General features: G+C 73.7%; 20 protein-coding genes and 1 pseudogene. 10 read left to right on the top strand and 11 right to left on the bottom strand.

All coding sequences use genetic code 11. The annotated features are described in order from the left end of the window. Nucleotides 1–51: 51 nt before the first annotated feature. The gene (locus tag AB4039_RS05540) at nucleotides 52–1455 is read left to right on the top strand and encodes an 8-oxoguanine deaminase (RefSeq protein WP_266843599.1); all 1404 of its coding nucleotides are present in this window, start codon (nucleotides 52–54) and stop codon (nucleotides 1453–1455) included. Between the two features lie 349 nt (nucleotides 1456–1804). Then, nucleotides 1805–3142: pseudogene (locus AB4039_RS05535) on the top strand (nucleobase:cation symporter-2 family protein); the annotation flags it as partial. A gap of 83 nt (nucleotides 3143–3225) precedes the next feature. Here the strand turns inward: AB4039_RS05535 and AB4039_RS05530 are convergent. Continuing rightward, nucleotides 3226–4860 carry an FAD-dependent oxidoreductase gene (locus tag AB4039_RS05530; protein ID WP_266843603.1) on the bottom strand — a complete coding sequence of 545 codons (1635 nt, stop codon included), beginning with the start codon at nucleotides 4858–4860 and terminating at the stop codon, nucleotides 3226–3228. Nucleotides 4861–4907: 47 nt separating this feature from the next. Here AB4039_RS05530 and AB4039_RS05525 point away from each other — a divergent pair, with 47 nt between their 5' ends. Continuing rightward, nucleotides 4908–5537 carry a TetR/AcrR family transcriptional regulator gene (locus AB4039_RS05525; RefSeq protein WP_266843605.1) on the top strand — a complete coding sequence of 210 codons (630 nt, stop codon included), beginning with the start codon at nucleotides 4908–4910 and terminating at the stop codon, nucleotides 5535–5537. A 187-nt stretch (nucleotides 5538–5724) separates the two neighbouring features. Here the strand turns inward: AB4039_RS05525 and AB4039_RS05520 are convergent, their stop codons facing one another. Further along, the gene (locus AB4039_RS05520) at nucleotides 5725–6840 is read right to left on the bottom strand and encodes an Lrp/AsnC family transcriptional regulator (protein WP_442270133.1); all 1116 of its coding nucleotides are present in this window, start codon (nucleotides 6838–6840) and stop codon (nucleotides 5725–5727) included. A gap of 149 nt (nucleotides 6841–6989) precedes the next feature. Here AB4039_RS05520 and AB4039_RS05515 point away from each other — a divergent pair, with 149 nt between their 5' ends. Continuing rightward, nucleotides 6990–8966 carry an ATP-binding protein gene (locus tag AB4039_RS05515; protein ID WP_442270132.1) on the top strand — a complete coding sequence of 659 codons (1977 nt, stop codon included), beginning with the start codon at nucleotides 6990–6992 and terminating at the stop codon, nucleotides 8964–8966. Between the two features lie 203 nt (nucleotides 8967–9169). Then, nucleotides 9170–10249, top strand: coding sequence for a saccharopine dehydrogenase (locus tag AB4039_RS05510; RefSeq protein WP_442270131.1), 1080 nt, complete (start codon nucleotides 9170–9172; stop codon nucleotides 10247–10249). Between the two features lie 21 nt (nucleotides 10250–10270). Here AB4039_RS05510 and AB4039_RS05505 read toward each other — a convergent pair whose 3' ends face one another. The 5 genes from AB4039_RS05505 to AB4039_RS05485 all read right to left on the bottom strand — a co-directional run bounded on the left by AB4039_RS05505 (nucleotide 10271) and on the right by AB4039_RS05485 (nucleotide 15165). Then, entirely contained in the window at nucleotides 10271–10894 is a 624-nt protein-coding gene (locus AB4039_RS05505) for a 3'-5' exoribonuclease domain-containing protein (RefSeq protein ID WP_266843612.1), read from the bottom strand. Between the two features lie 41 nt (nucleotides 10895–10935). Then, nucleotides 10936–12237, bottom strand: a complete 1302-nt coding sequence (locus AB4039_RS05500) for a GDSL-type esterase/lipase family protein (RefSeq protein ID WP_442270130.1) — start codon at nucleotides 12235–12237, stop codon at nucleotides 10936–10938. A 191-nt stretch (nucleotides 12238–12428) separates the two neighbouring features. Beyond that, the gene (gene aceB, locus AB4039_RS05495; protein ID WP_266843615.1) at nucleotides 12429–14048 is read right to left on the bottom strand and encodes a malate synthase A; all 1620 of its coding nucleotides are present in this window, start codon (nucleotides 14046–14048) and stop codon (nucleotides 12429–12431) included. A 272-nt stretch (nucleotides 14049–14320) separates the two neighbouring features. Next, nucleotides 14321–15004, bottom strand: coding sequence for a nucleotidyltransferase family protein (locus AB4039_RS05490; protein ID WP_442270129.1), 684 nt, complete (start codon nucleotides 15002–15004; stop codon nucleotides 14321–14323). Further along, nucleotides 14932–15165: a hypothetical protein gene (locus AB4039_RS05485; protein WP_442270128.1), complete on the bottom strand. Its 234-nt coding sequence runs from the start codon at nucleotides 15163–15165 to the stop codon at nucleotides 14932–14934. The genes AB4039_RS05490 and AB4039_RS05485 overlap by 73 nt, the downstream gene beginning before the upstream one ends. Nucleotides 15166–15253: 88 nt before the next feature. Between AB4039_RS05485 and yczR the strand changes: the two genes are divergently transcribed. Continuing rightward, nucleotides 15254–16741 carry a MocR-like transcription factor YczR gene (yczR, locus tag AB4039_RS05480; RefSeq protein ID WP_442270127.1) on the top strand — a complete coding sequence of 496 codons (1488 nt, stop codon included), beginning with the start codon at nucleotides 15254–15256 and terminating at the stop codon, nucleotides 16739–16741. Nucleotides 16742–16869: 128 nt separating this feature from the next. Here the strand turns inward: yczR and AB4039_RS05475 are convergent, their stop codons facing one another. Together AB4039_RS05475 and AB4039_RS05470 are read right to left on the bottom strand one after the other, a co-directional pair. Further along, a complete protein-coding gene (locus AB4039_RS05475) occupies nucleotides 16870–17499 on the bottom strand; it encodes a response regulator (protein ID WP_266843620.1) in 630 nt (209 codons plus the stop codon). Beyond that, nucleotides 17496–18743: a sensor histidine kinase gene (locus AB4039_RS05470; protein WP_371675872.1), complete on the bottom strand. Its 1248-nt coding sequence runs from the start codon at nucleotides 18741–18743 to the stop codon at nucleotides 17496–17498. The genes AB4039_RS05475 and AB4039_RS05470 overlap by 4 nt, the downstream gene beginning before the upstream one ends. A gap of 134 nt (nucleotides 18744–18877) precedes the next feature. On the opposite strand from AB4039_RS05470, the gene AB4039_RS05465 reads away from it, so the two are divergent. Both AB4039_RS05465 and AB4039_RS05460 read left to right on the top strand, forming a co-directional pair. Then, the gene (locus tag AB4039_RS05465; protein ID WP_266843622.1) at nucleotides 18878–19966 is read left to right on the top strand and encodes an ABC transporter permease; all 1089 of its coding nucleotides are present in this window, start codon (nucleotides 18878–18880) and stop codon (nucleotides 19964–19966) included. Further along, nucleotides 19963–20655, top strand: a complete 693-nt coding sequence (locus tag AB4039_RS05460) for an ABC transporter ATP-binding protein (protein WP_266843624.1) — start codon at nucleotides 19963–19965, stop codon at nucleotides 20653–20655. Before AB4039_RS05465 ends, AB4039_RS05460 begins: the two co-directional genes overlap by 4 nt. Before the next feature lie 27 nt (nucleotides 20656–20682). Here AB4039_RS05460 and AB4039_RS05455 read toward each other — a convergent pair whose 3' ends face one another. Together AB4039_RS05455 and AB4039_RS05450 are read right to left on the bottom strand one after the other, a co-directional pair. Beyond that, complete coding sequence (locus AB4039_RS05455) at nucleotides 20683–22107, bottom strand: hypothetical protein (RefSeq protein ID WP_442270126.1); 1425 nt, start codon at nucleotides 22105–22107, stop codon at nucleotides 20683–20685. 105 nt (nucleotides 22108–22212) lie between these two features. Next, complete coding sequence (locus tag AB4039_RS05450) at nucleotides 22213–23016, bottom strand: IclR family transcriptional regulator (protein ID WP_266843628.1); 804 nt, start codon at nucleotides 23014–23016, stop codon at nucleotides 22213–22215. 335 nt (nucleotides 23017–23351) lie between these two features. Here AB4039_RS05450 and allB point away from each other — a divergent pair, with 335 nt between their 5' ends. Together allB and alc are read left to right on the top strand one after the other, a co-directional pair. Next, nucleotides 23352–24686, top strand: coding sequence for an allantoinase AllB (allB, locus tag AB4039_RS05445; protein WP_442270194.1), 1335 nt, complete (start codon nucleotides 23352–23354; stop codon nucleotides 24684–24686). Nucleotides 24687–24688: 2 nt separating this feature from the next. Beyond that, nucleotides 24689–25816 (top strand): allantoicase, encoded by a 1128-nt coding sequence (alc, locus tag AB4039_RS05440; RefSeq protein ID WP_266843631.1) that lies wholly within the window; start codon nucleotides 24689–24691, stop codon nucleotides 25814–25816. Nucleotides 25817–26037: the final 221 nt, after the last annotated feature.

Raw genomic sequence — 26037 nt, 5'->3', positions numbered from 1 at the left:
CCCCTGGGTTTTGCCGTGCCCGCACCGCCACTGAAAGCACGAGGAAGTCCCATGGCAGCACCCGCAGCCCAGGACAGCGCCGTCGAGCGCATCGTCATCGAAAACTGTGCGATCGCCACGGTCGACGCGAACGACACCGAGTACGTCTCGGGACACGTGGTGGTCGCGGGCAACAAGATCGAGTTCATCGGTGCGGGCAAGGCTCCCGAGAACCTCGACAACGTCGTCCGCCGCATCGACGGCACCGGCCACCTCGTGACCCCCGGCCTGGTCAACACGCACCACCACTTCTACCAGTGGATCACGCGTGGCCTGGCCACCGACCACAACCTCTTCAACTGGCTCGTCTCGCTGTACCCGACCTGGGCGCGCATCGACGAGCAGATGACGTACACGGCCGCGCAGGGCTCCCTCGCCGCGATGGCCAAGGGCGGTGTGACCACCGCGATGGACCACCACTACGTCTTCCCCAAGGGCTCCGGTGACCTGTCCGGCTCCATCATCCGCGCCGCGTCCGAGATGGGTGTCCGCTTCACCCTCGCCCGCGGCTCGATGGACCGCAGCGAGAAGGACGGCGGCCTGCCGCCGGACCACGCCGTCGAGACCCTCGAAGGCGCGCTCGCCGACACCGAGGCGACCGTCAAGAAGTACCACGACGCCTCCTTCGACTCGATGACCCAGGTCGCCGTCGCCCCCTGCTCCCCCTTCTCGGTCTCCACCGAGCTGCTGAGGCAGGGCGCCGAGCTGGCCCGCCGCCTGGGTGTGCGCCTGCACACGCACGGCTCCGAGACCGTCGAGGAAGAGCAGTTCTGCAAGGAACTGTTCGGCATGGGCCCGACCGACTACTTCGAGTCGACCGGCTGGCTCGGCGAGGACGTGTGGATGGCGCACAGCGTCCACATGAACGACTCCGACATCGCCGCGTTCGCCCGTACCAAGACCGGTGTCGCGCACTGCCCGTCCTCCAACGCCCGTCTGGCCGCCGGCATCGCCCGCGTCCCGGACATGCTGGCCGCCGGCGTACCGGTGGGCCTCGGCGTGGACGGCACCGCCTCCAACGAGTCCGGTGAGCTGCACACCGAGCTGCGCAACGCGCTGCTGATCAACCGTCTGAACCCGGTCCACCGCGAGCGCGCGCTCAACGCGCGCCAGGCGCTGCGCCTGGGCACCTACGGCGGCGCCCAGGTCCTCGGCCGCGCGGACAGCATCGGTTCGCTGGAGGTCGGCAAGCTCGCCGACCTGGTCCTGTGGAACCTGAACACCTTCCTGCACTCCTCCATCGCCGACCCGGTCACCGCCCTGGTCTTCGGCGCGGCGGCCCCGGTGACGGCCTCGTTCGTCAACGGCAAGCAGATCGTCGAGAACAACCGACTGCTCTTCGCCGACGAGGACGCGATCGCCGTGTCCACCCGGGAAGAGGCCCAGCGCCTCGCGCGGATCTCCGCGCAGGCCTGATCCCACGGAGTCCGGTCGGGGGGGACGGCCCCCGGCCGGCGGCCGCGGACCCGAGCGGGGTCCGCGGCAGCCGTTCCCGGGAAGCGCCCGAGGAGAGATCCGAAGGCGTTCCCGGGGGCGGTGAGGCGTGACAACACCAGGACCGCGGCACCGTGCTGCCCTGTTCCGGTCCACTGCCACGGCCATACCGGCTCGATGCGCGGAACCTTTTTGGGCGAATCGTTTCCGCACCCCTTGGGACAAGAAGTCGCAGCACCCACAACTCCATACAGGCTCGACAGCAACGCTTTCGCACCCCCCTCCATGACACTCACGTCCCTGCGACGTGCTATACCGACCGGAGGAAGCCGTGGCCGCAACGCCCAGGTTTCGCAAAGATGCAGTCGCAGTACCGGAGGAGACGCACCCGGTCGACGAGACCCTGCCTCCGCTGAAGATGTTCACGAGCGGGCTCCAGCACGTGGCCGCCATGTACGCGGGCGTCGTGGCTCCGCCCATGATCGTCGGCCCCGCCGTCGGACTCTCCGCCGCCGAGACCGCCTTCCTGATGGGCGCCTCGCTCTTCACCGCAGGGCTCGCCACCCTCCTCCAGACCCTCGGGTTCTGGAAGATCGGCGCCAAACTCCCCTTCGTCAACGGTGTCTCCTTCGCCGGAGTGACCCCGATGATCGCGATAGGCAAGGGTGAGGGCGCCGACGCCATCCCCGTGATCTTCGGCGCGATCATCGTCGCCGGACTGGCCGGCTTCCTCGCCGCCCCCTACTTCGGCAAGCTCGTCCGCTTCTTCCCGCCCGTGGTCACCGGCACCGTCATCACCCTGATCGGCGTCTCACTGCTCCCCGTGGCGTTCAACTGGTCCCAGGGCGGCAACCGCACGGCGACCGACTACGGCTCGATGAAGAACATCGGCATGGCCGCCCTCACGCTGGCGATCGTCCTGGTGATGCGCAAGTTCCTGCGCGGCTTCCTGCAGCAGATCTCCATCCTGCTCGGCCTCGTCGCGGGCACCCTCATCGCACTGCCGCTGGGCATGACCAGCTTCGACGCCGTCAAGAACGCGGACGTCATCGGCTTCCCCACCCCCTTCCACTTCGGGGCCCCGCAGTTCCAGGTGGCCGCGATCATCTCGATGTGCATCGTCATGCTCGTCTGCATGACCGAGTCGACCGCCGACATCCTCGCCCTCGGCAAGATCGTCGGACGTCCGGCGGACGCGAAGACCATCGAGGGCGGCCTGCGCGCCGACACCCTCGGCAGTGCCCTCAGCCCGCTGTTCAACGGCTTCATGTGCAGCGCCTTCGCCCAGAACATCGGCCTGGTCGCGATGACCAAGGTGCGCAGCCGGTTCGTGGTCGCCGCCGGCGGCGGCATCCTGATCCTGCTGGGCCTGTGTCCGATGGCCGCCTCCGTCATCGGGGTCGTCCCGCTGCCCGTCCTCGGCGGCGCCGGCATCGTGCTCTTCGGCTCGGTCGCGGCCAGCGGGATCCAGACCCTGGCGGGCGCGGCCATGGAGAAGGGCGAGAACGCCCTGATCGTCGCCGCCTCGGTCGGCATCGGCCTGATCCCGATCGCCGCCCCCGGCTTCTACCACCACTTCCCGAAGGACCTGCTCGTCGTCCTCGACTCCGGCATCAGCACCGGCTGCGTGGTCGCGATCGTCCTCAACCTGGCCTTCAACCACCTCGGCACTGCGGGTGTGGCGTACGCGCCGCCGTTCGTGCCGGCTCCCGTACGGGGCCCGGTCCCCCTGACGAGGTCCGGCCGGCGGGGTCAGGCTCCGGCGGGCGCGGGGGAGCCGAACCACCGGGTCAGGGAGTCGGCGAGTCCGCGCAGCGCCTCCGCCCGGTCGCCGTCGGCGTCCACCGCCCAGGCGGTGCACCCGTCGGGGCGCACGAGCAGTGCGGCCGGCGCCGGTCCGGCGGGGCCGGCGGCGGTGACCACCCGCACCCGCTCCCCGTACCCGTCGGCCACGGCCCCGATGCCCGCGTCCTCCGAGAGGTCCAGGAGCAGGGCCCGCCCGTCGTGCATCAGGTCCGCGAGCCGGCGCCCGTCGGCCAGTTCGAGGTCGGGGGCGCTGCGGCCCACCAGCGGGTGGCCGCCGGGCAGTTCGTAGCGCTGCCACACCCCGGAGATCTTCTTGACGAAGTAGGTGGTGCCGGTCACGGTCGCGGTCAGCTCGCCGACCACGTCGCGCAGGGCCCGGGACGCGGGCTCCGGCCGCATCAGGGCGATCTGTGCCCTGGTCCACTGGAGCACCCAGGCCCCGATCGGGTGCCGTTCGGCGGTGTAGGAGTCGAGGAGTCCTTCGGGAGCCCCGCCCCGGACCACCGCGGCGAGCTTCCAGCCCAGGTTCACCGCGTCCCCGATGCCGAGGTTCAGCCCCTGTCCGCCGAACGGCGAGTGGACGTGCGCCGCGTCCCCCGCGAGCAGTACGCGGCCCGAGCGGTAGTCCGACGCCTGGCGGGCGTTGTCGGTGAACCGGGTGGCGGAGTGCACACCGGTGACCGTGACGTCGGCCGAGCCGGTGACGTGCCGCAGGCTCTTCTGCAGCTCCTCGGCGGTGACGGGCGCCTCGCGGTCGGCGGGCGGTCCGTCGAACTCGACCGTGAGGATGCGGCCGGGGACGGGGCCGTGGACGTACGTACCGGTGTCGGTGTGGTGCCAGCCGGTCTTCAGGGCCTCGGCCCCGGTCATGCTGACGACGGCCTGGTGACCGGTGATCTGCGGATCCGTTCCGGGGAAGGCGAAGCCCGCGAGCTTGCGCACCGTACTGCGACCGCCGTCGCAGCCGACCAGCCAGTCCGCCCGTATCCTCCGGTCCGGCCCGCCGCCCACCGGGGCCGTGCGGACCTCGACCCCCTCGTCGTCGGCGTCGAAGCCCGTCAGTTCCACGCCCCGGAGCAGCTCGACGCCGAGCCGCGCGGCGCGTTCGGCGAGCACCCGCTCGATGTCCTGCTGCGGTACGAAGCCCACCTCGGAGGCCGGACCGGCGTGCGCGAAGTCGGGGTCGGCCTCGTCCAGGAGGGTGCCGTCCAGCATGATCCCGCCGAAGTGGGCGGCGAACCGGGGCGGCGTACGAGGGGGCCGTGCGTCCTGGTCGCCCCCCGGCCGGTCGCGCATGAAGTTCCGGAACTGTTCGAGGGCGCGCTGCTGCACCTCGGCGAGCGCGGGCAGCATCCCGCGCCGGTGGAAGGCCTCGGCGGTCGGCGTGTTGATCGCCCCCGCCTTGACGGTCGGGTCCACGTCGGTGCGGCGCTCCACGAGGACCACGCGGGCCCCGCCGAGCCGGAGTTCGCAGGCGAGCATGAGCCCGACGGGGCCGCCGCCGGCCACCACCACGTCCGTGTCCGTGCCCGCTTCCGCGGCGGGTCCTGTGTGTGCGTCTGTGCCGAAGTCCGAGTCCATGCGTTGACTATAGTCACTAAAAGTTTGTAGTCGCTATAGTTATCTTCATGGAACACGAGAAGGACGCGGGCCCGGCGACGGGCTCGCTGCGCGAACGCAAGAAGCGCGAGACCCGGCAGCGGATCTCCGACGTGGCGACGACGCTGTTCGCGGCGCGCGGCTTCGACCACGTGACCGTGGCCGAGGTCGCCAAGGCCGCGCAGGTCTCGACGATGACGGTGTTCAACCACTTCCCGCGCAAGGAGGACCTCTTCCTCGACCGGATCCCCGAAGCCGTCGAGCTGTTCTCGGACGCGGTGCGCGACCGTCCGGACGGCACGCCCGCGCTGACCGGCCTTCGGGAGCTGCTGCTGAGGCTCCTCGACCAGCGCCACCCGCTGGCGGGCGTCGGCGACACCTTCCCGCACTTCTGGCGGATCGTCCTCGGCTCCCCGGCGCTGCGGGCCCGGGCGCGCGAGGGCGTCGAGGAGCTGGAGGACGCGCTGGCCGAGGCGATCGGCGGCCCCGGGGCCCGGCTGACGGCGGCCCTGACCGTGGCCGCGTACCGGACCGTCTACGTCACCACGGCCGGGCGGCTGCTCGCCGGAGAACGCGCGGCGGACATCGCCGAGGACCACCGCGCACGGGTCAACGCCGCCTTCGACGCGCTGGAGCGGGCCCTGCCCCCGGGGACCTGAGGCCCATGGGGAAGCCCTGCCGTACGGGGCTCCCCGCCTGCCGGGAGCCCCGACCGCGGTGGCCCCGGTCTGGGGTGGGCCCCGACCGCGGTGAGCCCCGTCCTGCGGGGGTGCTCCGTCCTGCGGTGAGCCCTGACCGCGGTGAGCTCCGACCTGCGGGGTGCCCCGTACTGGGGTGAGCCCCGTCCTACGGAAAGCCCTGACCGCCGGGGGCCCCGACCTGCGGGGCGCCCCGCCCGTGTGCGGAGCCGGGCTCCGGCACCGGGTCGCGCCAGATGTCCGGCAGGACGGTCCGTACCCTGCGGCCCGCCTGGTCCAGTTCCTGCGCCTCCGACTTGCGCACGCACAGCGCCACCGCCGTGTCGGTGATGTGCAGCCCCGGCAGCCGCCGCGACAGGTCGGCGGTGTAGCGGGACAGCTCCTCGACGGTGCGCAGCCGGGCGCTGATCATGAAGTTCCAGGGGCCGCTGACGGACATGCAGGTCCGGGTCTCGCGCAGCCCCGAGGCCACCGCCGCGCAGTCGGCGACCTCGTGCTCCGGCACCTCCGCCCACAGCGTCGCCGACACCGGCCAGCCGGACAGCCCCGAGGCCATCGCGCAGCTGTAGCGCAGGCTCTGCCGCGATTCCAGCCGTCCCAGCCGGCGCCGTACCGTCGACTCGCTCATCCCCGACTCCCGGGCCAGCGAGGCCACGCTGCGGCGCGCGTCCGAGGCCAGTGCCAGCACGAGGGCCCGGTCCTCCTCCAGCAGGGCCGCCGGCCCCGGCGCCGAGGCGGAGACCGGGGCGGCCGCCCGGCGGGTGCGCCCGGTCAGCCGGTCGCTCTGGGCCGGCGTCAGCTGGTCCAGGCGCCAGCGGTCGGGGGCGGTGTGCACCGCCGTGACCATCGAGGAGCGGGTACCGCTCACCCCGGGGATCCGCTGAACGCGGAACTGAAGGTAGCGGTACAACGTGTGCAGGTCGGGCACGGCGACGAAGAGCAGCAGGTCGCGGCCGCCCGTGGTGTGCTCCACGCCCATGGTGTGGGGGTCCGCCACCAGGGAGGAGCCGACCGTGGGGGAGGAGCCCGGCGCGCAGGTCACCTCCACCCACGCCATGCAGGGCGCCCGGGTGCCCGTCCGCAGCCCCAGGCCCGTGATCCAGGCCTCCCCGGCGGCGGTCATCCGGTCCCAGCGGCGCGCGAGGGTGTCCGGCCGGGCGCCGAGCACCGGTGCCAGCCGCTCCCAGCTCGCACGGGGTGCCAGCTGGAGCGCGTGGACCAGCGCCCGGTCGGTGTCGTCGATGGCGGAAACGGCGGAGTTCATGCCTTCCCCTGGTGGTTCTCCCGGTCACCGTCCGGTCGACCGGACGCTCGGCTGATGATCTCTCTTTGTGTGCTGAACTGTTGAATCGGACAGCAGTGCGCACCTTGGCGAGATCAGCGGGAGGACGTGTGGGGGAGCCCGGCACGAGCGTGCGCCAGTCGGTGCCTGCCGAACTGTCCAGCTTCATCGGCCGGGAGCGCGAGCTGAGCCGTACGGCGGTCCTGCTCGCCACGGCCCGACTGGTCACCCTCACAGGACCGGCCGGCATCGGCAAGACCCGGCTGGCCGTGCGCACCGTCCGCACCCTGGGCCGCAGCCAGGGGGTCGACGTGGTCTGGGCCGACATGGTCGGCGTGCCCCCGGACGGCAGCGGGGCGCTGGAGGCGGAGCTGGTCCGGCGGCTCGACGGCCGCGAGGCCCTGCTGGTGCTCGACGGCTGCGAACAGCTCGGCGCGCAGGCCGGCCCGCTGGTGTCCGCGCTGCTGGTACGGCTGCCCCGGCTGCGGATCCTGGCGACCTCGCAGCGCGCCGTCGGGCCGGCCGGGGAGGCACTGCTCGCCGTACCGCCGCTCGCCGTACCGCCGGCGCCCGTACCGCCCGCGCCCGTACCGGACGCCGCGCCCGATCCCGCCCGGCGGCCCGTGGCCGAGGTCGCCGGGTACGAGGCCGTACGCCTCTACGAGGAACGGGCGCGCGGGGCCGACCCCTTCTTCGAGCTCGCCGAACGCAACGCCGGAGCCGTCGCCGCCCTGTGCCGGGCCCTCGACGGGATCCCCGGCGCGCTGGAACTCGCCGCCGGGCGCGCCCACCGGTACGCCCCCGCCGAGGCGCTGCGCCGGCTCACCGCCGACCCGCTGGACTTCCTCTCGGGCGGCGCCGGCCGGGCCGGCGGGGCGGACGCCCTGCGCACCTGCAGCCTCGCCCCGCCCGACGAACGGCTGCTGTGGGAACGGCTCTCGGTCTTCGCGGGCTCCTTCGACCGCGACGCCGTCGTCGAGGTGTGCGGCTTCGGCCCGCTCGCCCCGCGGCGGGCCGCCGAGGCACTGGAGCGGATCAGCCCCGCCCTGCTGGAGGAAGCCGGGCACCCGGGCCGCCACCGGCTGCCGCTGTCCGTACGCGCCCTCGCGGCCCGGCGGCTCGCCCTCGCCCCGAACGGCGACGGGGCGACCGCGGCACGCCGTCACCGCGAGCGGTACCGGGCGACGGCCGAGCGGGCCGCCCGGCTGTGGCGGTCGGGGGCGCAGCGGGAGGCGCGCGCACTGGCCGTCGCGGAACTGCCGGAGCTGCGCGCCGCGATGAACCCGCTCACCGCGGCCGGCCCCGGGGGCGCCCTGGAGATCGCCGTGTCGCTGTGGTTCCTGTGGTCGCCCTGCGGGCTGGTCGTGGAGGGGCGGCGGCACCTGGAACGGGCCCTGGCCGTGCACCCGGCGCCCCGGCCCGCCCGGGCGCTGTGGCTGGCCGCCTGGCTGGTGGCGAGTTCCGGGGAGGCGGAAGCCGCCGATCCGTTGCTGGTGGAGGCCTGGAGCGCGGCCGTGCAGGAGGGGGAGGACGCCTGCGTGGCCTACCTGGCCCACCTGCGGGGGCTCGTCGCGCTCTGGCGGGACCGGCCCTGGGAGGCGGCCGCCGAATTCCGCGAGGCACTCGAACTGCTGCCCCCGGAGCCGGAGTTCGGACCGGGGCCGGAGGCGGTGCGGGCGGCCCTGACGATGGCGCTCGCGCACACCGACCCGGCGTCCGTCCCCGTCGAGGACGGTCCGCCGGACGGACCGGTGGACCTGTGGGCCCGCTCCTGGACCGGATACGCCCATGCCATGGTCCAGCGCCGCGAGGGCCGCCCGGCGCTGGCCCGCGCCGAACTGCTGCGCGCCCTGGAGATCCAGCTGGTCCTCGGCGACGGGCTCGGGCAGGCGCTCTCGGCGGAACTGCTCGCCGAACTGGAGGCCGACGCGGGCTGCTACGAGGAGTCCGCGCGGCTGCTCGGAGCGGTCGCCCGCATCCGCCCGGCCAGCGCCTGCCTCCCGCGGGCGGAGCGGGTCCTGCGGGCCCGCATGGACCCGGAGGCCTTCCGGGCGGCGCTCGCCGAGGGGGCCAGGACCCCGCTGCGGGCCCTCCTCCCGGAACTCTGATCCAGGCCGCCGGACGGCCGCCGGACGGTCCGCCGGACGGGGTCCGGGCCGGCCCCCGGCGGGCCCTGGGCCGGGGGCGACGGGCGGGGCCCCGGGGGCTCCCGGGCCCGGAGTTGCCGCGCCGATCCCGCGTACGCCGTATACGACGCGGAAAGACATCGCATGAGCCCACCCACCCCGCCGAACGGACAGGTGGTACAGCCATGTCGCAGCTCCCCCAGCTCTGGATGCGCAGCGAGACCCGACCCACCGAACGCCGCGCACCGCTGACCCCCGAGGACGCCGCGCGGCTCGTCCGGCAGGGCGTACGGATCACGGTGGAGGAGTCCGGCCACCGGGTCTTCCCGCTCGACGCCTACGCGGCCGCCGGCTGCGCCACCGCCCCGGCCGGGTCCTGGGCGGGGTCCGCGCCCCGGTCGGCGTACGTCCTCGGGCTCAAGGAACTCCCGCCCACACCCGAGCGGCTGCACCACCGGCACGTGTACTTCGGGCACGCCTACAAGGGGCAGGCGCAGGGCCCCGAGCTGCTGAGGCGCTTCGCGGCAGGCGGCGGGACCCTGTTCGACCTGGAGTACCTCGCCGACGCGCAGGGCCGCAGGCTGGCCGCCTTCGGCTACTGGGCCGGGTACGCGGGCGCCGCCCTGGCCGCACTGCACGCGCGCGGCCGGCTCACCGCCCCGCTGGCCCCGCTGCCCCGCGCCGAACTCGACGCGCGGCTGCGCCGGGCCCGCGAGGGCCGGCCGTTACGGGCCCTGGTGACCGGCGCGGGCGGCCGCAGCGGACGCGGGGCCTGCGACGCCCTGACCACCGCCGGGATCCGGCCCACGCTCTGGGACCGGGCCGCGACCCGCGATCTGGACCGGGCCGCGCTGCTCGGCCACGACATCCTGGTCCACGCGGTCCTCACCACCCGCCCGGTGGCGCCCTTCCTCACCCCGGCCGACCTCGACGCCTCCGCCGGGACCCGCCGGCTCTCGGTGATCGCCGATATCACCTGTGACACCGGATCCCCGCTGCACCTGCTCCCCGTCTACGACCGCCTCACCGACTGGACGGCCCCCGCCCGCCGGCTGCGCGGCGGCGCCCCCGCGCTGGACGTCATCGCCATCGACAACCTGCCCTCGCTGCTCCCGGCGGAGGCTGCCCGCGCCTTCTCGGCGGACCTCCTGCCCAAGCTCCTCGCGCTGCACGCGCCGTCCCCGGACCCGGACTGGCTCCGCTGCCGCGCGGCCTTCGCCACGGCCCTGGCCGCCCTCCCGGGCGGTCCGCGGCGCGCGGCGTAGGCTCCGGCGCCCGGTCGGGGGTCAGCCGGTGCCGGGGTCCCCGGGCTGCCACAGCATCAGATTGTTCATCAGCTCGGCCTGTTCGACCGCGTCGTCCAGCGCGTGATGGGTGTGGGGGCGTCGGGGGAGCAGCTCGCGGGGCATCCGCCCCTTCACGGCGGCGCGCAGCGGGACGCGGGCCTTCGTCGCGTAGAGGGTCTTCATGTCCAGGCAGCCGGAGTGCCCGAAGGGGCTGTCGTCGCCGAAGGCGATCAGGTACCAGTACAGGAAGGTCCAGTCGAAGGAGGCCGGGTAGCCGCACATCACGGGCTGCGCCCCGGCGGAGACCTCCCGCACCCACGCACGGAACGCGTCCATGGCCTCGGCCGGGTCGGCGCCCTCGCGCAGCAGCCGGTCTCGGTCGAGGCCGCTGACGGCGAGCGCGGCGTCCACGTACCGGTCGCCGACGGGCCGCAGCTCCCGGTAGAAGGTCCGCTCCGCCGGGTCGGCCGCCGTGTACACGGCGCCGTCCTGGCGTCCCGCGACCGCGGCGCCGAAGCTGATCATCGAGTACGGGCCGGGGATGGGGCCGTCCGCCTCGATGTCGACGGAGATGTAGAGGCTCGGACGTGCGGGGCGTGCCGGGCGTGCGGGACGGGCTGTCATGACCAAGAGGATGGCAGCCCGTCCCGTTTCGCTCATCCGCTTTACGGGGCCGGTGTCAGGTACATCCCGGTGTGGTCGCCCCCGGCGGTGTTCTTGCAGCTCGAACCGGAGTTCGCGGGCTGGGCCACGGCCAGGGCCAGGCAGCGCCCGACGGCCAGCTGGCCGTAGTAGTTCGGGTGCATGGACTCCTGGATCGGCCCCTGGGTCTCGTTGTTGTCGATCCAGCGCGCCCACTCGCTCGTCTTGGCCGAGGCCGGGACGGTGGAGCTGACCAGCTTGCTGGCCTTCGCGCACACCTCGCGCCCCTGGAGCATGTCGCGCAGGTCGAGGAACTGGACGCCCTTGGCCGTCGCGACCCCCTTGATGCGGTCCGAGAGCTGCGGCACGAGCGAGTCGCGCGCCCAGTCCGAGTCACGGTTCCAGAAGGGACAGCCACCGGTGTTGAGCCGGCTCCAGTCGCTCTGGGTGTACCGGTTCTCCGCGCCCCGGGGGATCGGCGACGGGTACGACTGCAGCACGATCCGGTACGAGGAGTCCGCGTAGCCGGCCCCGCCCATCACGGCGCGGATCTCGTCGACGGACTTGCCGATGCCTGCGACCACCCCGTCGATCTTCTGGTCGACGACCGCCTGCTGGTCGTCGTAGCAGTACGAGTTCCAGAGGACGAAGTCGAGCGCGCAGTCCTTGATGATGTCGGCGAAGCCGAGGTCGTTGCCGCCGATGGACAGGGCGATGACCTTCACGTTCTTGGCCGCGGCCACGGCCGCGAGCTGGTCGGCCTGCGGGGCCTCGCCCTTGAAGGCCACGCCGCCGTTGGAGGCGCGGAACACGTTCTGCGAAGTGGCTCCCGAGCAGGCGAGGTTGACGGCCACCTCGGCGACGGCGCCCGCGCTCAGCACCTCGGCCGAATCCGAGCGGTCGCACCCCATGGCGGTCGCGCCGTACACCTTGGCGGGGTCGTAGGAACTGCCGCTGACCCACGCCCGGTCGGTGCCGTTCCTGCTCCCGCTGTTGGTCAGGCTGTTGCCCTTCCAGCGTCCGGCCTCGCCGGAGATGTAGCTGTCGCCCATGGACACCAGGGCGGTGGGCCCGGTCCCCGGGCTGGCGGCCGACGTCCCGGCCCCGGCGGCCAGCAGCGCGCCTGCGGCGAGCGGTACGGCCATCGCGGCGCCGGCCAGTCGTCGCACGCGGCTGCGGGCGGCGGCCCTGTCCTTGCCGGCCTTGCGGAATCCGATCACTGCGGAACTCCTGCGGTCGGCCACGCCGGAGCCGCCGACGAAACGCTGGGCGGCAACTCCGGTGCGTGGCTTGGAAAGTGGGGGTACCGCCGGCGCCGGTGGCATCGGAAAGGTGACACGCCCCCGCTTGTTACCGCTAGGTACAGCAAGGTTACGATGAAGTAACGGCCGACCATTCGGTCGGCCCGCGACCGGCCCGCGACCGGTCCACGACATGGCTCCGCCCCCGTCGCCTCGGTGGCGACGGGGGCGGAACCCGGTGTTCGACTGCTGTGCGTTTCAGTCGAAGGCCCAGGTCAGCCGATCAGCTGGTCGTACGCGGGGAGGGTGAGGAAGTCCGCGTAGTCGGCGTCCAGGGAGACCTGCAGGAGGAGGTCGTGGGCCTGCTGCCACTTGCCGGCCGCGAAGGCCTCCTCGCCGACCTCGGCGCGGATCTTGGCCAGTTCCTCGGCGGCGATCTCGCGGGTCAGCTCGGCGGTGGCCGTCTTGCCGTTCTCGAACACGACTCCGGCGTTGATCCACTGCCAGATCTGCGAGCGGGAGATCTCGGCGGTGGCAGCGTCCTCCATGAGGCCGAAGATGCCGACGGCGCCGAGGCCGCGCAGCCACGCCTCGATGTAACGGGTGCCGACCTGGACGGCGTTGACCAGGCCGTCGTAGGTGGGCTTCGCGTCGAGGGAATCGATCGCGATCAGCTCGCCCGGGGCCACCGAGACGTCCTCGCGCAGGCGGTCCTTCTGGTTCGGCTTGTCACCGAGGACCGCGTCGAAGGAGGCCATCGCGATCGGGACCAGGTCGGGGTGGGCGACCCAGGAGCCGTCGAAGCCGTCGTTCGCCTCGCGGTCCTTGTCGGCCTTGACCTTCTCGAACGCGACCTTGTTGACCTCGGCGTCCTTGCGGGACGGGATGAAGGCCGCCATGCCGCCGATGGCGTGCGCGCCGCGCTTGTGGCAGGTGCGCACGAGCAGCTCGGTGTAGGCGCGCATGAAGGGGGCCGTCATGGTGACCGCGTTGCGGTCCGGCAGGACGAACTTCTCGCCGCCATCGCGGAAGTTCTTCACGATCGAGAACAGGTAGTCCCAGCGGCCCGCGTTGAGGCCCGCCGCGTGGTCCTTGAGCTCGAAGAGGATCTCTTCCATCTCGTAGGCCGCGGTGATGGTCTCGATGAGGACGGTCGCGCGGACGGTGCCCTGCGGGATGCCGACGTAGTCCTGGGCGAAGACGAAGATCTCGTTCCAGAGGCGAGCCTCCAGGTGCGACTCGGTCTTCGGCAGGTAGAAGTACGGGCCCTTGCCGAGGTCGATCAGGCGCTGCGCGTTGTGGAAGAAGTAGAGGCCGAAGTCCACGAGGGAGCCCGAGGCGGGGCCGCCCTCGAAGCTGAGGTGGCGCTCCTCCAGGTGCCAGCCGCGCGGCCGCATGACGACGGTGGCGAGCTGGTCGGCGGGCTTCAGGGCGTACGCCTTGCCCGTGCGCGGGTCGGTGAAGTCGATGCGGCGCTCGTAGGCGTCGATGAGGTTGAGCTGGCCGAGGACGACGTTCTCCCAGGTGGGAGCCGAGGCGTCCTCGAAGTCGGCGAGCCAGACCCTGGCGCCCGAGTTGAGGGCGTTGATGGTCATCTTGCGGTCCGTCGGACCGGTGATCTCCACGCGGCGGTCGTTCAGCGCGGCCGGGGCCGGCGCGACCTTCCAGTCTCCCTCGCGGACCTGTGCGGTGTCCGGGAGGAAGTCGAGGGTGGAGGTCCGGGCGATCTCGGCGCGCCGCTCGCCGCGTCGGGCGAGGAGCTCGGCACGGCGGGGGGCGAACCGCCGGTGGAGCTCGGCCACGAAGGCGAGGGCCGCTTCGGTGAGGACTTCGTCCTGCCGGGGCAGGGGCTCGGTGTCGACGATGGCCAGCGGGGACGGCGCTGGTGCGGACATATCTGTCACTCCTTCAGCGGCGGTGCCTGGCGGCCGCGGGGAATGCTCGCGCGAGACGGCACGCAGTGCCGTCGGGTGTGGAGAGTTCCGGGTAACGGTCGCGGGCGCCGTCTGTGGTTCAGGGCGCTTCTGACCAGTGGATAGTAATTTCCTCATGGTGGAAGTTCAATGGTTTGTTGATGTCGAGATTCTCTGAGTCGACAGATTCCGATCACCCATGGCCCTCAGTGCCATAACGGTCACAGCCCGCTCAAGTGACACCCGAGCGTTCCTCAAGCCAGACGTGCCAGGTCGGGCGGGGTGTCGATGTCGAAAGGGGCGGCGACGTCCCCGCACTCCACCAGCATGACCTCGTCCGCGTGCTCCTTCAGGTGGACCCGCGCGCCCCGGTCCCCGGTCGCCGTCGCCGCGATGTCCGGCCAGCGGTCCGCCCCGAACAGCACGGGATGGCCGCGCTCCCCGTCGTACGAGGCGGCCACCAGGCTCGTCGGGGAGCGGTACGCCTCCCGTACCCGGAGCACCGCCTCCGCTCCGATGCCCGGCTGGTCCACCAGCGAGACCAGGGCCGCGCCGGCTCCCGTCCCGGCCAGGGAGGCGAGGCCGACCCGCAGGGAGGAGCCCATGCCCTCGGCCCAGTCCGGGTTGTCCACCACCACGCAGCCGCTCAGGTCGGCCCGCTCCCGGACCTCGTCGGCCGAGGCGCCCAGTACCACGTGCACCGGATCACAGCCGGCCTCGCGCAGCACGCGCACGGCGTTCTCGACGAGGGGCCGGCCACGGTAGGGGAGCAGCGCCTTCGGCCGCCCCCCGAGCCGGCGGCCGCCACCGGCGGCCAGGAGCAGACCGGCGATCACCGCCGCCGCGCCCGCGCCCTGCGCGCCGGTCAGTGGGGCTGCGGAACGGCCGGGGCGGCTGCCGGGGCCGCGGCCGGGGTCCTGCTCTGTTTCTGCTGACATGGCAGCGATTCTCGCTCCTCGCCCGCGCCGCGGGGCCGCCGCGCCAGGAGGGCGGCCACGGCGGTCAGGGCCGCCCCGATCCGCAGCGGCCGGGAGATCCGGTTCTCCGCGCGCAGCAGCAGGGCGCGTTCGTCACGGTCGGTGAACACCTCGTACGGCATGATGGCTTCTCCTTGCCAATCGCGGGCCAATACCGCGAGTCTGGACCCCGATTGGCCTGGCAGGCAGAGCCAATCGGGGGAGGTTGGCATGGCATACGGGCGAGTGGTCCAGACGGCGGACAGGATGATCGGCAGCCGCCAGCTCGCGGCCATGCTCCCGGCCGAGGTACGGGCCCGCCCCGGCTACCGGTCCCTCGCCGACGCCCTGCGCACCCTGATCCTCGACGGCCGGATCGCCCTGCACGTGCGGCTGCCCGCCGAGCGCGAGCTGGCCGAGGGGGTCGGCGCCAGCCGGGCCACCGTCACCGCCGCCTACGACCTGCTCCGCGAGAGCGGCTACGTCCGCAGCCGCCGCGGCTCCGGCACCTGGACCGAACTCCCCGACGGCCACCGCCCGGTCGGCGCCCACTCCCTCGTCGGCGCGGGCGGCTTCAACGCCGACGGCGACCCCGGCATCGACCTCGCCATCGCCGCCATGGGCGCCCCCGAGGGCAGCCTCACCGAAGCCCTGGCCTGGGCCGCGCCCCGGCTGCCCGCGCTCGCCCGCAACCCCGGCTACCACCCCTTCGGCCTGCCCGACCTGCGCGAGGCCGTCGCGGACCGCTTCACCCGGCGCGGCCTGCCCACCCGCCCCGAGCAGATCCTGGTCACGGCCGGGGCCCAGCAGGCCTTCGCCCTGGTCATCAGCCTGCTCTGCCGCCCCGGGGACCGGGTCGTCACCGAGAACCCGACCTACGCCAACGCCCTCGACGCCCTGCGCCACGCCAGGCTGCGCACCGGCTCCTTCGCCGTCTCCGACCGTGGCTGGGACATGGACGTCGCCGAGTCCACGCTGGGGCAGACCGTGCCCAGGCTCGCGTACGTGATCCCCGACTTCCACAATCCGACGGGCGCCCTGATGCCCGAGCGGCAGCGGCTGCGGCTGCTCGCCGCGACCCGGGCCGCCGGCACCTGGCTGGTGGTCGACGAGACCATCGCCGACATCGCGCTGGACGTGCCCGCGCCCGCGCCGCTGGCCTCCCTCGGCGGGCGCACCGGCGCCGACCACGTGATCACCATCGGCTCGCTCAGCAAGACCCACTGGGGCGGCCTGCGGGTCGGCTGGATCCGGTCCACCGCCAAACTGGTCACCGAGCTGGCGGCCGTCCGCGTGTCCGCCGACATGACCGGCTCCGTGCTCGACCAGGTGGTCGCCCTGCCCCTGATGGAGCGGCTGGACCAGACCCTGCCGGCCCGGCTCGCACAGCTGCGGATCCAGCGCGCGGCCCTGGCCCAGTCCCTCCAGCGGCACGCTCCCGAATGGTCCTGGCGGCTGCCGCCCGGCGGCCTGTCGCTCTGGGTGGACCTCGGCGAACCGGTCAGCGCCGCGCTCGCGGAGCGGGCCGCCGCCGCGGGCGTGCACATCGGCCGCGGCGCCCGCTTCGGGGTGGACCCGGGCACCTTCGAGCACCGCCTGCGCATCCCGTACACCCTGCCGGCGGACCGCCTCGACCAGGGCGTACGCCTCCTCGCGCAGGCCTTCCACGACGGGGTGCCGCTGGCCCCGGGCGTGGAGCGCCCGTACTGGGTGGCCTAGCCGACCGGCTACCGGCGCCCGCGAAGGTGCGCCCACGGCGGTGAGCCACGGAGCGTACGGCCCGCGGACCTCCCGGGGAGCGGCGGAGACGGGCCGGTCGGCTGCGGTGGTGTACCTCGGGGGCCGCCCTACGGCGTACGGATCAGACGGCGGGTCGCGGCCGCCGCGACCGCCGAGGTGCGGGAGTCCACGCCGAGCTTGGCGTAGATGTGCACCAGGTGGGACTTGACCGTGGCCTGGCTGAGGAACAGCTTCTTGGAGATCTGCAGGTTCGAGAGCCCGTCCGCGACCAGCTGGAGCACCTCCAGCTCCCGCTTCGTGAGCGCCTCCGCCGGGGTGCGCATGCGGTCCATCAGCCTCAGGGCCACCGCCGGGGCCAGTGCCGACTGGCCGGCCGCGGCCGTGCGGACCGCCGCCGCCAGTTCCTCCGGCGGGGCGTCCTTCAACAGGTAGCCGGAGGCGCCGGCCTCGACGGCGGCCAGGATGTCCGCGTCCGTGTCGTAGGTGGTCAGGACCAGCACCCGGGGGCCGCCGGGCCGCGCCGTGATCGCCGCCGTGGCCGCCGAACCGTGCATCCCGGCGCCGAACTGGAGGTCCATCAGCACCACGTCCACCGGCTCGGACGCGGCCAGCTCCACGGCCCGCTCCGCCGTCGCGGCCTCGGCGACCACCGCGAAGTCCGGTTCGGTGTCCAGTACGGCCCGTAGCCCGGCCCGCACCACCGGGTGGTCGTCGGCGAGCAGGAGACGGATGGTCACGGTGCCTCCACGGGCAACGGCAGGGTGACGGCCACGGCGGTGCCCTGGCCCGGGGCGGACTCGACGGTGAACAGCCCGCCCAGCGTCTCGGCCCGGGCGCGCATCGCCGGCAGACCGAAGCCGCCCCCGTCCGAGCCGGCCGAGGAAGCCGAGGCCGGGTCGAAGCCCCGCCCGTCGTCGACCACGTCCAGGGTGACCGACGTGTCCATGAAGGTCAGGGTGATCCCGGCGCGTCCGGCCCCCGCGTGCCGCACCACATTGGCCAGCGCCGACTGCGCGATCCGCAGCAGCGCCACCTCGTACGGGGTGGGCAGCTCCCGGGGCGTGCCGCTCACCGAGAACCGCACGAGCGGGCCCGGTGCCCCCGAGCAGAGCCGCTCCAGCGCCCCCGCCAGGGAGCCGTGCTCCAGGTCGGGGGGCGTCAGGGCCCGTACGAAGCGACGCGCCTCGGCGAGGTTCTCCTGCGCGGCCCCGCGGGCCCGGGCGATGTGCTCGGTGGCCGGCGAGTCCGGCGGGAGCGTCCGCTCGGCCGCCCGCAGCAGCAGCTGGATGGAGGACAGGCCCTGGGCGAGGGTGTCGTGGATCTCCCGGGCGAGCCGCTCGCGCTCGGCCAGGATCCCCGCGCCCCGCTCGGCGACGGCGAGCTCGGCACGGGTGGCGATGAGCTCCTCGATCAGCTCGCGGCGGCGCTCGCTCTCCCGGTACAGCGCCTGGTAGCCCAGGACGGTGGCCACCGCCACCGCCCCGCCCAGCAGCGGCCCGAGGAAGGCCCCCGGGGTCACCGAGCCGCTGTGCGCCAGGAACCCGCCGATCGCCGCGCAGGCGGTCACCACGACGGCGGCGATGCCCCAGCGCGGCCGCAGCAGGTGCAGCTCCAGGAAGTACAGCGGGAAGGCGATCCACAGCCCGTCCGGGGACACCACCAGCAGCGCCACCCACACGGCGGCCAGGGAGCCCAGCCACAGCGCCGAGGCGGGCGTCGAGCGCCCCACGACGGGGACCAGCACCCCGGCCGCGTAGACGACGGCCAGCAGCGCGCAGACGCCGACCACCCACCCGGCCCGCGGCGCGGAGTCGGCGACGGCCCGCCCGGCGGCCAGCGCGAGCAGCCCCGCCAGCAGGGCGTGCAGGCACAGCCGCAGGACGCGGGAGACGGGGGTCGGGGAGCGGAAGCCGGCGCCGGGGCGCGCACCGGCATCGGCACGGGCGTCGGCGCGGGCGCGGGCACGGGAAGTGACAGACATGGCCCGACCAGCGTAAGTCGACGGCCAAGGCCCCCGGTCAACCAAAAGTTCGATGTCGGGATCCCACCTTCGATACCAGGATCCCTACCGTGGCGCGATGCCCGGTGCCCCCGTGCACGACCAAGGTGGGGGACATGTTCGTCGCATGGAGAGATCTCCGGTTCGCCAAGGGCCGCTTCGCCCTCATGGGCTCGGTCGTACTGCTCATCACGTTGCTGGTCGGCCTGTTGTCCGGGCTCACGTCCGGCCTGGCCCGGGAGAACATCTCGGCCGTCACCGGCCTGCCCGCCGCCCGGCTGGCCTTCGCCGCGCCCACCGGGGACCAGAAGGTCTCCTTCACCGGCTCCCAGCTGCCCGAGAGCGCCTGGCGCGACTGGCGCGCCAGGCCGGGTGTGACGGCTGCGGAACCGCTCGGCATCCGCACCACCAACGCCGTCTCGGGCGAGCGGACCGCCGCCGTCTCCGTCTTCGGCGTCGAGTCCACCGGCCGGCTCGCGCCCGCGGGGGCCGGGCTCGGCCAGGGGCGGGTGGTCCTCACCGAGAAGGCCGCCCGGGAACTGGGCGGGCTCACCGCGGGCGGCAGGCTGAAGGTCGGCCCGCTGGAGCTGACCGTGGCCGCCGTGTCCGGTACCGCCGCCTACAGCCACACCCCGGTGGTGTGGATGGACCTGAACGACTGGCAGCGCGTCGGCAACCCCGGCACCTCCCTCGAAACCGTCGCCACCGTCCTGGCCCTCGACGGCTCCGACGACGTGGACTGGGCCGCGGGCGACCGGGCCACCGGCACCCTCACGCAGACCATCGACGAGGCACTGGGTGCCATAGGGTCCTACCAGGCCGAGAACGGCTCGCTCCAGCTGATGCGCGGCTTCCTCTTCGTCATCTCCGCGCTGGTCATAGGAGCCTTCTTCACCGTCTGGACGATCCAGCGCAGCGGCGACATCGCCGTGCTCAAGGCGCTGGGAGCCTCCACCCCGTACCTGCTGAAGGACGCCCTCGGGCAGGCGGTGGTGATGCTGGCGATCGGCACCGGTGCCGGAACCGCGCTGGCCGCCGGCTTCGGCGCGCTGATCAGCGGGGGCGACGTGCCCTTCGTCCTCGACCCCGCCACGGTCCTCGTGCCCGCCGCGATCATGATCGCGCTCGGGGTGCTGGGCGCGGCCCTGTCCATCCGGCGGATCACCGCCGTAGACCCGCTGACCGCCCTCGGGAGCGCCCGATGACCCTCCTCGTCCACGACGTCACGCTCACCTACCCCGACGGCGACGGCCGCCTCACGGCCCTCGACCACGTGTCCCTGGAGGTTCCGGCCGGGACCCTGACCGCGATCGTCGGGCCGTCCGGCTCCGGCAAGTCCAGCCTGCTGGCCGTCGCCGCCACCCTGGTCACCCCGGACTCCGGCGCGGTCGTCGTCGCGGGCCGGGAGACCACCCGGATGGGGGCCGCCGAGAAGTCGGCCCTGCGCCGGGAGAAGATCGGCATCGTCTTCCAGCAGCCGAACCTGCTGGCCTCGCTCACCGCCGTCGAGCAGCTCCAGGTGATGGCCCACCTCTCCGGCCGGTCCCCCCGGCAGCTGCGCCGCAGGGCCGTCGAGCTGCTGGACGCGGTCGGCCTGGCGGACAAGGCCGACAAGCGCCCCCACCAGCTCTCGGGCGGCCAGCGCCAGCGCGTCAACATCGCCCGCGCGCTGATGAACGAGCCCACCGTGCTGCTGGTCGACGAGCCCACCAGCGCCCTGGACCACGAGAGCGGCGCGGCCGTGCTCGACCTGCTGGTCACCCTCACGCGCGAGCGGTCCACCGCCACGGTGCTGGTCACGCACGACCACGCCCACCTGGACCGGATGGACCGCGCCGCGACCATCACGGACGGCCGCCTGGTCCAGAGCCCGGACCCGGTCGCCGCGGCGTAGCCGCCGACGCCGACGCGCGGCCGTCCCTCAGCGGCCGATCGGGGCGGCGCGCAGGAGTTCGAGGCGCTGGCCGGCCAGCTCCAGGTGGCGGGGGTCGAGCGAGGGCAGGGCCCGCAGGAGCCGGATGAGCTCCGGGCCCGCCTCGGCGGCCGCCGCCCGGTCCTTGAGCTGGGTCCAGCAGTACAGGGCGCCCGCGGCGGCGCCCTCGACCTCGGGGGCGTCGGGGGACTGGCGGGCCAGCCGGGTCACCCCGACTCCGGTCCACAGCCGGGTCGCGAGCCGGAAGTCGCCCGCCATGCGGGCGAGGTCGGCGCGGATCTCCGCCCAGTGGATCGCCTCCGGCGAGGCGGGCCCGTACGCCCGCAGGACGTGCGCCTCCCACGCCTGCGCGAGCGCGTCCGCCTCCGGGTGCCGGCCGGCGGTGGCCAGCGCGTGGATGTGCGGCCGGGGATCGCGCCCGCCGCCCGGAAGGTCCTGCGCGCCGGCGCCGGGCCGCTCCCGGTCCGGCCCGTACGCGGCCTGCGGCGCGTGCTCCGGGGCGGGCCGGACCGCGGCCTCCGCCAGGGCGCCCGGCCCCGCGGCCGGGCCGTGCCCGTAGGCGGCCTCCGGCCCGGGTTCCCGGCCGTGCCGGTAGGCGGCCTCCGGCCCGGGTTCCCGGCCGTGCCGGTAGGCGGCCTCCGGCCCCGGTTCCCGGCCGTGCCGGTAGGCGGCCTCCGGCCCGGGTTCCCGGCCGTGCCGGTAGGCGGCCCCGCGCCCCGGCTCCCCGGCCGGGTGGGCGGCGAGTTCGCGGGCCGTCGGCAGGACGAGGGTGCCCGGCGCAAGCGCGGCGCCGCCCACCGCGAGGGCGTGCAGCCGCAGGTTGTCCGGCCGTCCGGGGCTGCTGCGCAGCTGCTCGATCCACTGCCGCGTGTAGCCGCTCACCCCGTTGCCGCCGCCCGCGAACCCCGGGGGCGCCACCACCCCGTACACCTCGACGGAGGGCGGGGCGGGGAGGCTGCCGTACTCCTGGAGCAGCGGCCAGGCGGCCTTGTCCGCGGCGAGGTCCAGCAGCACGGTGGTCAGTCCGGGCGGCCTCTCGCGCAGCTCGGAGCCCAGCCATTCCCACGGCAGGCCGGTGTGGCGGACGCTGGCCGCCGTGGTCCCCGCCAGGCACAGGTGCAGCCGTCGGCCGCGGCGGTCGACGGTCAGCCGCCCCGACAGGTAGACCAGCAGCGGGCCGGGTGTGGCGGCCGCCGTCCGCAGCCGCGTCAGCACGGTGTTCGGGTCGCGGGCCCCGTCGAGGTAGGTGGTGTCGCTGGGGACCGGGCTGCCCAGCAGCACCGGCACGGGCACCACGCCCAGCGCTGCCAGATTGGCGCTCGGCGCGACCTGGACGGCGCGGCGGCGCACGACGGCGTCCCCGGCTATGAGGAGTACGTGCCCCCGCTGCTGCTCCATCGCGATGCTGTGCATGAGCAGACCGTACTCATTCCACGAAGGCCCCGGTGGCCCCTCGCGCGGGTGCGCGCCCGGGACACCGGGGCCGTTCGGGCGGGTCGGCCCTTCCCGCAGGGCCTGTCAGGCCGGGTTCTGGCTCTGGAGGGCCACCGACAGCTCGGCGGCCACCCCCTGCAGGATCGGTACGAAGGACTCCGCCACCGCCTCGGTGACGCGCCCCGCCGGACCCGAGATGGAGATCGCGGCGGCGGTCGGCGAGTTCGGCACCGACACGGCCAGGCAGCGGACTCCTATTTCCTGCTCGTTGTCGTCGACCGCGTAGCCCACCGCGCGCACCTGCTCCAGGGCCTCCAGGAAGCCCTCCGGGGTGGTGATGGTCTTCTCGGTCGCGGCCGGCATCCCGGTGCGGGCCAGCAGGGCGCGCACCTCGTCGGCGGGGGTGTGGGCGAGCAGTGCCTTGCCCACGCCGGTGGAGTGCGGCAGCACGCGGCGGCCGACCTCGGTGAACATGCGCATGGAGTGCTTGGACGGCACCTGGGCGACGTAGACGATCTCGTCGCCGTCGAGCAGGGCCATGTTCGCCGTCTCGCCGGTCTCCTCGACCAGCCGGGCGAGGTAGGGGCGGGCCCAGGTGCCCAGGAGCCGCGAGGCGGACTCGCCGAGGCGGATCAGCCGGGGCCCGAGGGAGTACCGTCGATTGGTCTGCTGGCGCACGTAGCCGCACGCGACGAGGGTGCGCATCAGGCGGTGGATGGTCGGCAGGGGCAGTCCGCTGGCGGCGGAGAGCTCGCTGAGGCCGACTTCGCCCCCRGCGTCGGCCATGCGTTCGAGCAGATCGAAGGCGCGCTCAAGGGACTGGACGCCACCGCTGGCGGCGGTGGGCTTGGCGGAAGCGTCGGTGGTGCTGGCGCTGGACGTCGGCACGGCGCGGTCCTTTCGGTGCTGGCAGGCAAGGAAGCAGCCTACCGGTCGGTCGGCGTCGGCCCTAGAGCCGGGGCCTGGCCGTCCCCGCCGGTCAGAGGCGGTTTGTCCGGTGGCGGACATCCTCGGGAAGTTACCTGCCCGGCATCCGGTGGTGATAGCTACATTCTGGATAGTGAAATCTTAATTCCATCCTGTGGAAACATCCAATTGCGGCATGGCGGGCTGGGCAGTCCGTCCGGCGGCTCTTGACTGGCCCACGATCGGGGTGAAGACTCCGTCAACAGAACGTTGAATTTCGCTCTGTGGAAGTAGATGGGGAGGTTCCGGTGGCCGACGTGGCTGTGGAACTGGTACTGCGCTCGACGCGCGTCATCACCCCCGAGGGGACGCGTGCCGCCTCGGTGGCCGTCGCCGGCGGGAAGATCACGGCCGTGCTCGCACACGACGCCGAAGTACCGGCCGGAGCCCGGCTGGAGGACTTCGGCGACGACGTCCTGCTCCCCGGTCTGGTGGACACCCACGTTCACGTCAACGACCCCGGCCGCACCGAGTGGGAGGGCTTCTGGACGGCGACCCGCGCGGCCGCCGCCGGCGGCATCACCACCATCCTCGACATGCCGCTCAACTCCCTCCCGCCGACCACCACGGTCGACCACCTCCGCGTCAAGCAGGAGGTCGCCCGCACCAAGGCCCACGTGGACGTCGGCTTCTGGGGCGGCGCCCTGCCGGACAACGTCAAGGACCTGCGCCCGCTGCACGACGCCGGCGTCTACGGCTTCAAGTGCTTCCTGTCGCCCTCGGGCGTGGACGAGTTCCCGCAGCTCGACCAGGAGCAGCTGGCCGCCTCCCTCGCCGAGATCACCGGCTTCGGCGGCCTGATGATCGTGCACGCCGAGGACCCGCACCATCTGGAGTCCGCCCCGCAGAACCCGGGCCCCAAGTACGCCGACTTCCTGGCCTCCCGTCCCAAGGACGCCGAGAACACCGCGATCGAGAACCTGATCGCCCAGGCCCGGCGGCTGGGCGCCCGCGTGCACGTCCTGCACCTGTCCTCCTCCGACGCGCTGCCCCTGATCGCCGCGGCCAAGGCCGAGGGCGTGGCCGTCACCGTCGAGTCCTGCCCGCACTTCCTGACGCTCACCGCCGAGGAAGTCCCCGACGGCGCCACCGAGTTCAAGTGCTGCCCGCCCATCCGCGAGGCCGCCAACCAGGACCTCCTGTGGGACGCGCTCGCCGACGGCACCATCGACTGCATCGTCTCCGACCACTCGCCCTCCACCGCGGACCTGAAGACCGGCGACTTCGCCACCGCCTGGGGCGGCATCTCCTCCCTCCAGCTGGGCCTGCCTGCCATCTGGACCGAGGCGAGGAAGCGCGGACGCACCCTCGAAGAGGTCGCCCGCTGGATGTCCACCGCCCCGGCCGCACTCGCCGGACTGGCCGCCAAGGGCGCCATCGAGGCCGGCCGCGACGCCGACTTCGCCGTCCTGGCCCCCGAAGAGACCTTCACCGTGGACCCGGCGCACCTGCACCACCGCAACCAGGTCACGGCATACGCGGGCAAGACCCTGCACGGCGTCGTGAAGTCCACCTGGCTGCGCGGACGGCAGATCGCCGACCACGGAACCCCGACCGAGCCCACGGGCCTCCTCCTTGAAAGGCAGAACTGACAGTGGCACAGCGTTCGACTGGACTGGCTTCCTTCACCGGTAACGCGAACCCGTACGGGGGCGGCGACCCGTACGCGGACTACCGCACCGCGGACTTCTCCTTCACCCAGTACGCGAACCTCGCCGCCCGTGAGCTGGGCGCCGGTGTCATCGCCGCCAACGACGAGTTCTTCGCCGAGCGCGAGAACCTCCTCATCGCCGAGGCCCCGCACTTCGACCCCGAGCACTTCGGGCACAAGGGCAAGGTCATGGACGGCTGGGAGACCCGCCGCCGCCGCGGCGTGTCCGCCGAGCAGCCCTGGCCGACCGCCGAGGACCACGACTTCGCGCTGATCCGCCTCGGCGCCCCCGGCGTCATCCGCGGCATCGTCGTGGACACCGCCCACTTCCGCGGCAACATGCCGCAGGCCGTGTCCGTCCAGGCCGCCTCGGTACCCGGCTCCCCGACCGCCGAGGAGCTGCTGTCCGAGGACGTCAAGTGGACGACCCTCGTCGAGCGCACCCCCGTCGGCGGCCACGCGGCCAACGGCTTCGAGGTCGACGTCGAGCAGCGCTTCACGCACCTGCGCCTGAACCAGCACCCGGACGGCGGCGTCGCCCGCATCCGCGTCTACGGCGAGGTCCGCCCCGACCCCAAGTGGCTCGCCGCGCTCGGCACCTTCGACGTCGTCGCCCTGGAGAACGGCGGCTCGGTCGAGGACGCCTCCAACCGCTTCTACTCGCCGCCGACCAACACCATCAACCCGGGCCGCTCCCGCAAGATGGACGACGGCTGGGAGACCGCCCGCCGCCGCGACAACGGCAACGACTGGATCCGCTACCAGCTCGTCGCCGAATCCGAGATCCGCGCCGTCGAGATCGACACCGCCTACCTCAAGGGCAACTCGGCCGGCTGGGCCTCGCTGTCCGTCAAGACGGGCGAGGAGGGCGAGTGGAGCGAGTTCCTGCCGCGCACCCGCCTGCAGCCCGACACCAACCACCGCTTCGTGCTCGACGCCCCGGCGGTCGGCACGCACGTGCGCATCGACATCTTCCCGGACGGCGGTTTCTCCCGGCTGCGCCTGTTCGGCTCGCTGACGGAGGCCGGCGCGGCCGCGCACGCCGCCCGTCACCAGGAGCTGGGCGGCTGACGCCACCCCGCCCGACGGACCGCCCCGGGGGCCGACACCCCCGGGGCGCGAGCACGCTCCCACGGGGCGCACCGCACGCGGTGCGCCCCGCGGCGTGTCCGGGCACCCCCACGGCGGACACGCGGCCCGGGTTCGCGCGCGCCGCACCGATGAGTTCCGCGAGGCGGGGGAGTCTGAACCGGTGCACGGCATACGGGCCGGGCGCCGACACCCAAGGAGCG

This window comes from Streptomyces sp. M-16 (assembly GCF_052114405.1).
Taxonomy (GTDB): Bacteria; Actinomycetota; Actinomycetes; order Streptomycetales; family Streptomycetaceae; genus Streptomyces.
The sequence above is the reverse complement of the archived record's forward strand: the minus strand, read 5'-3'. Positions and strand labels throughout refer to the sequence as shown.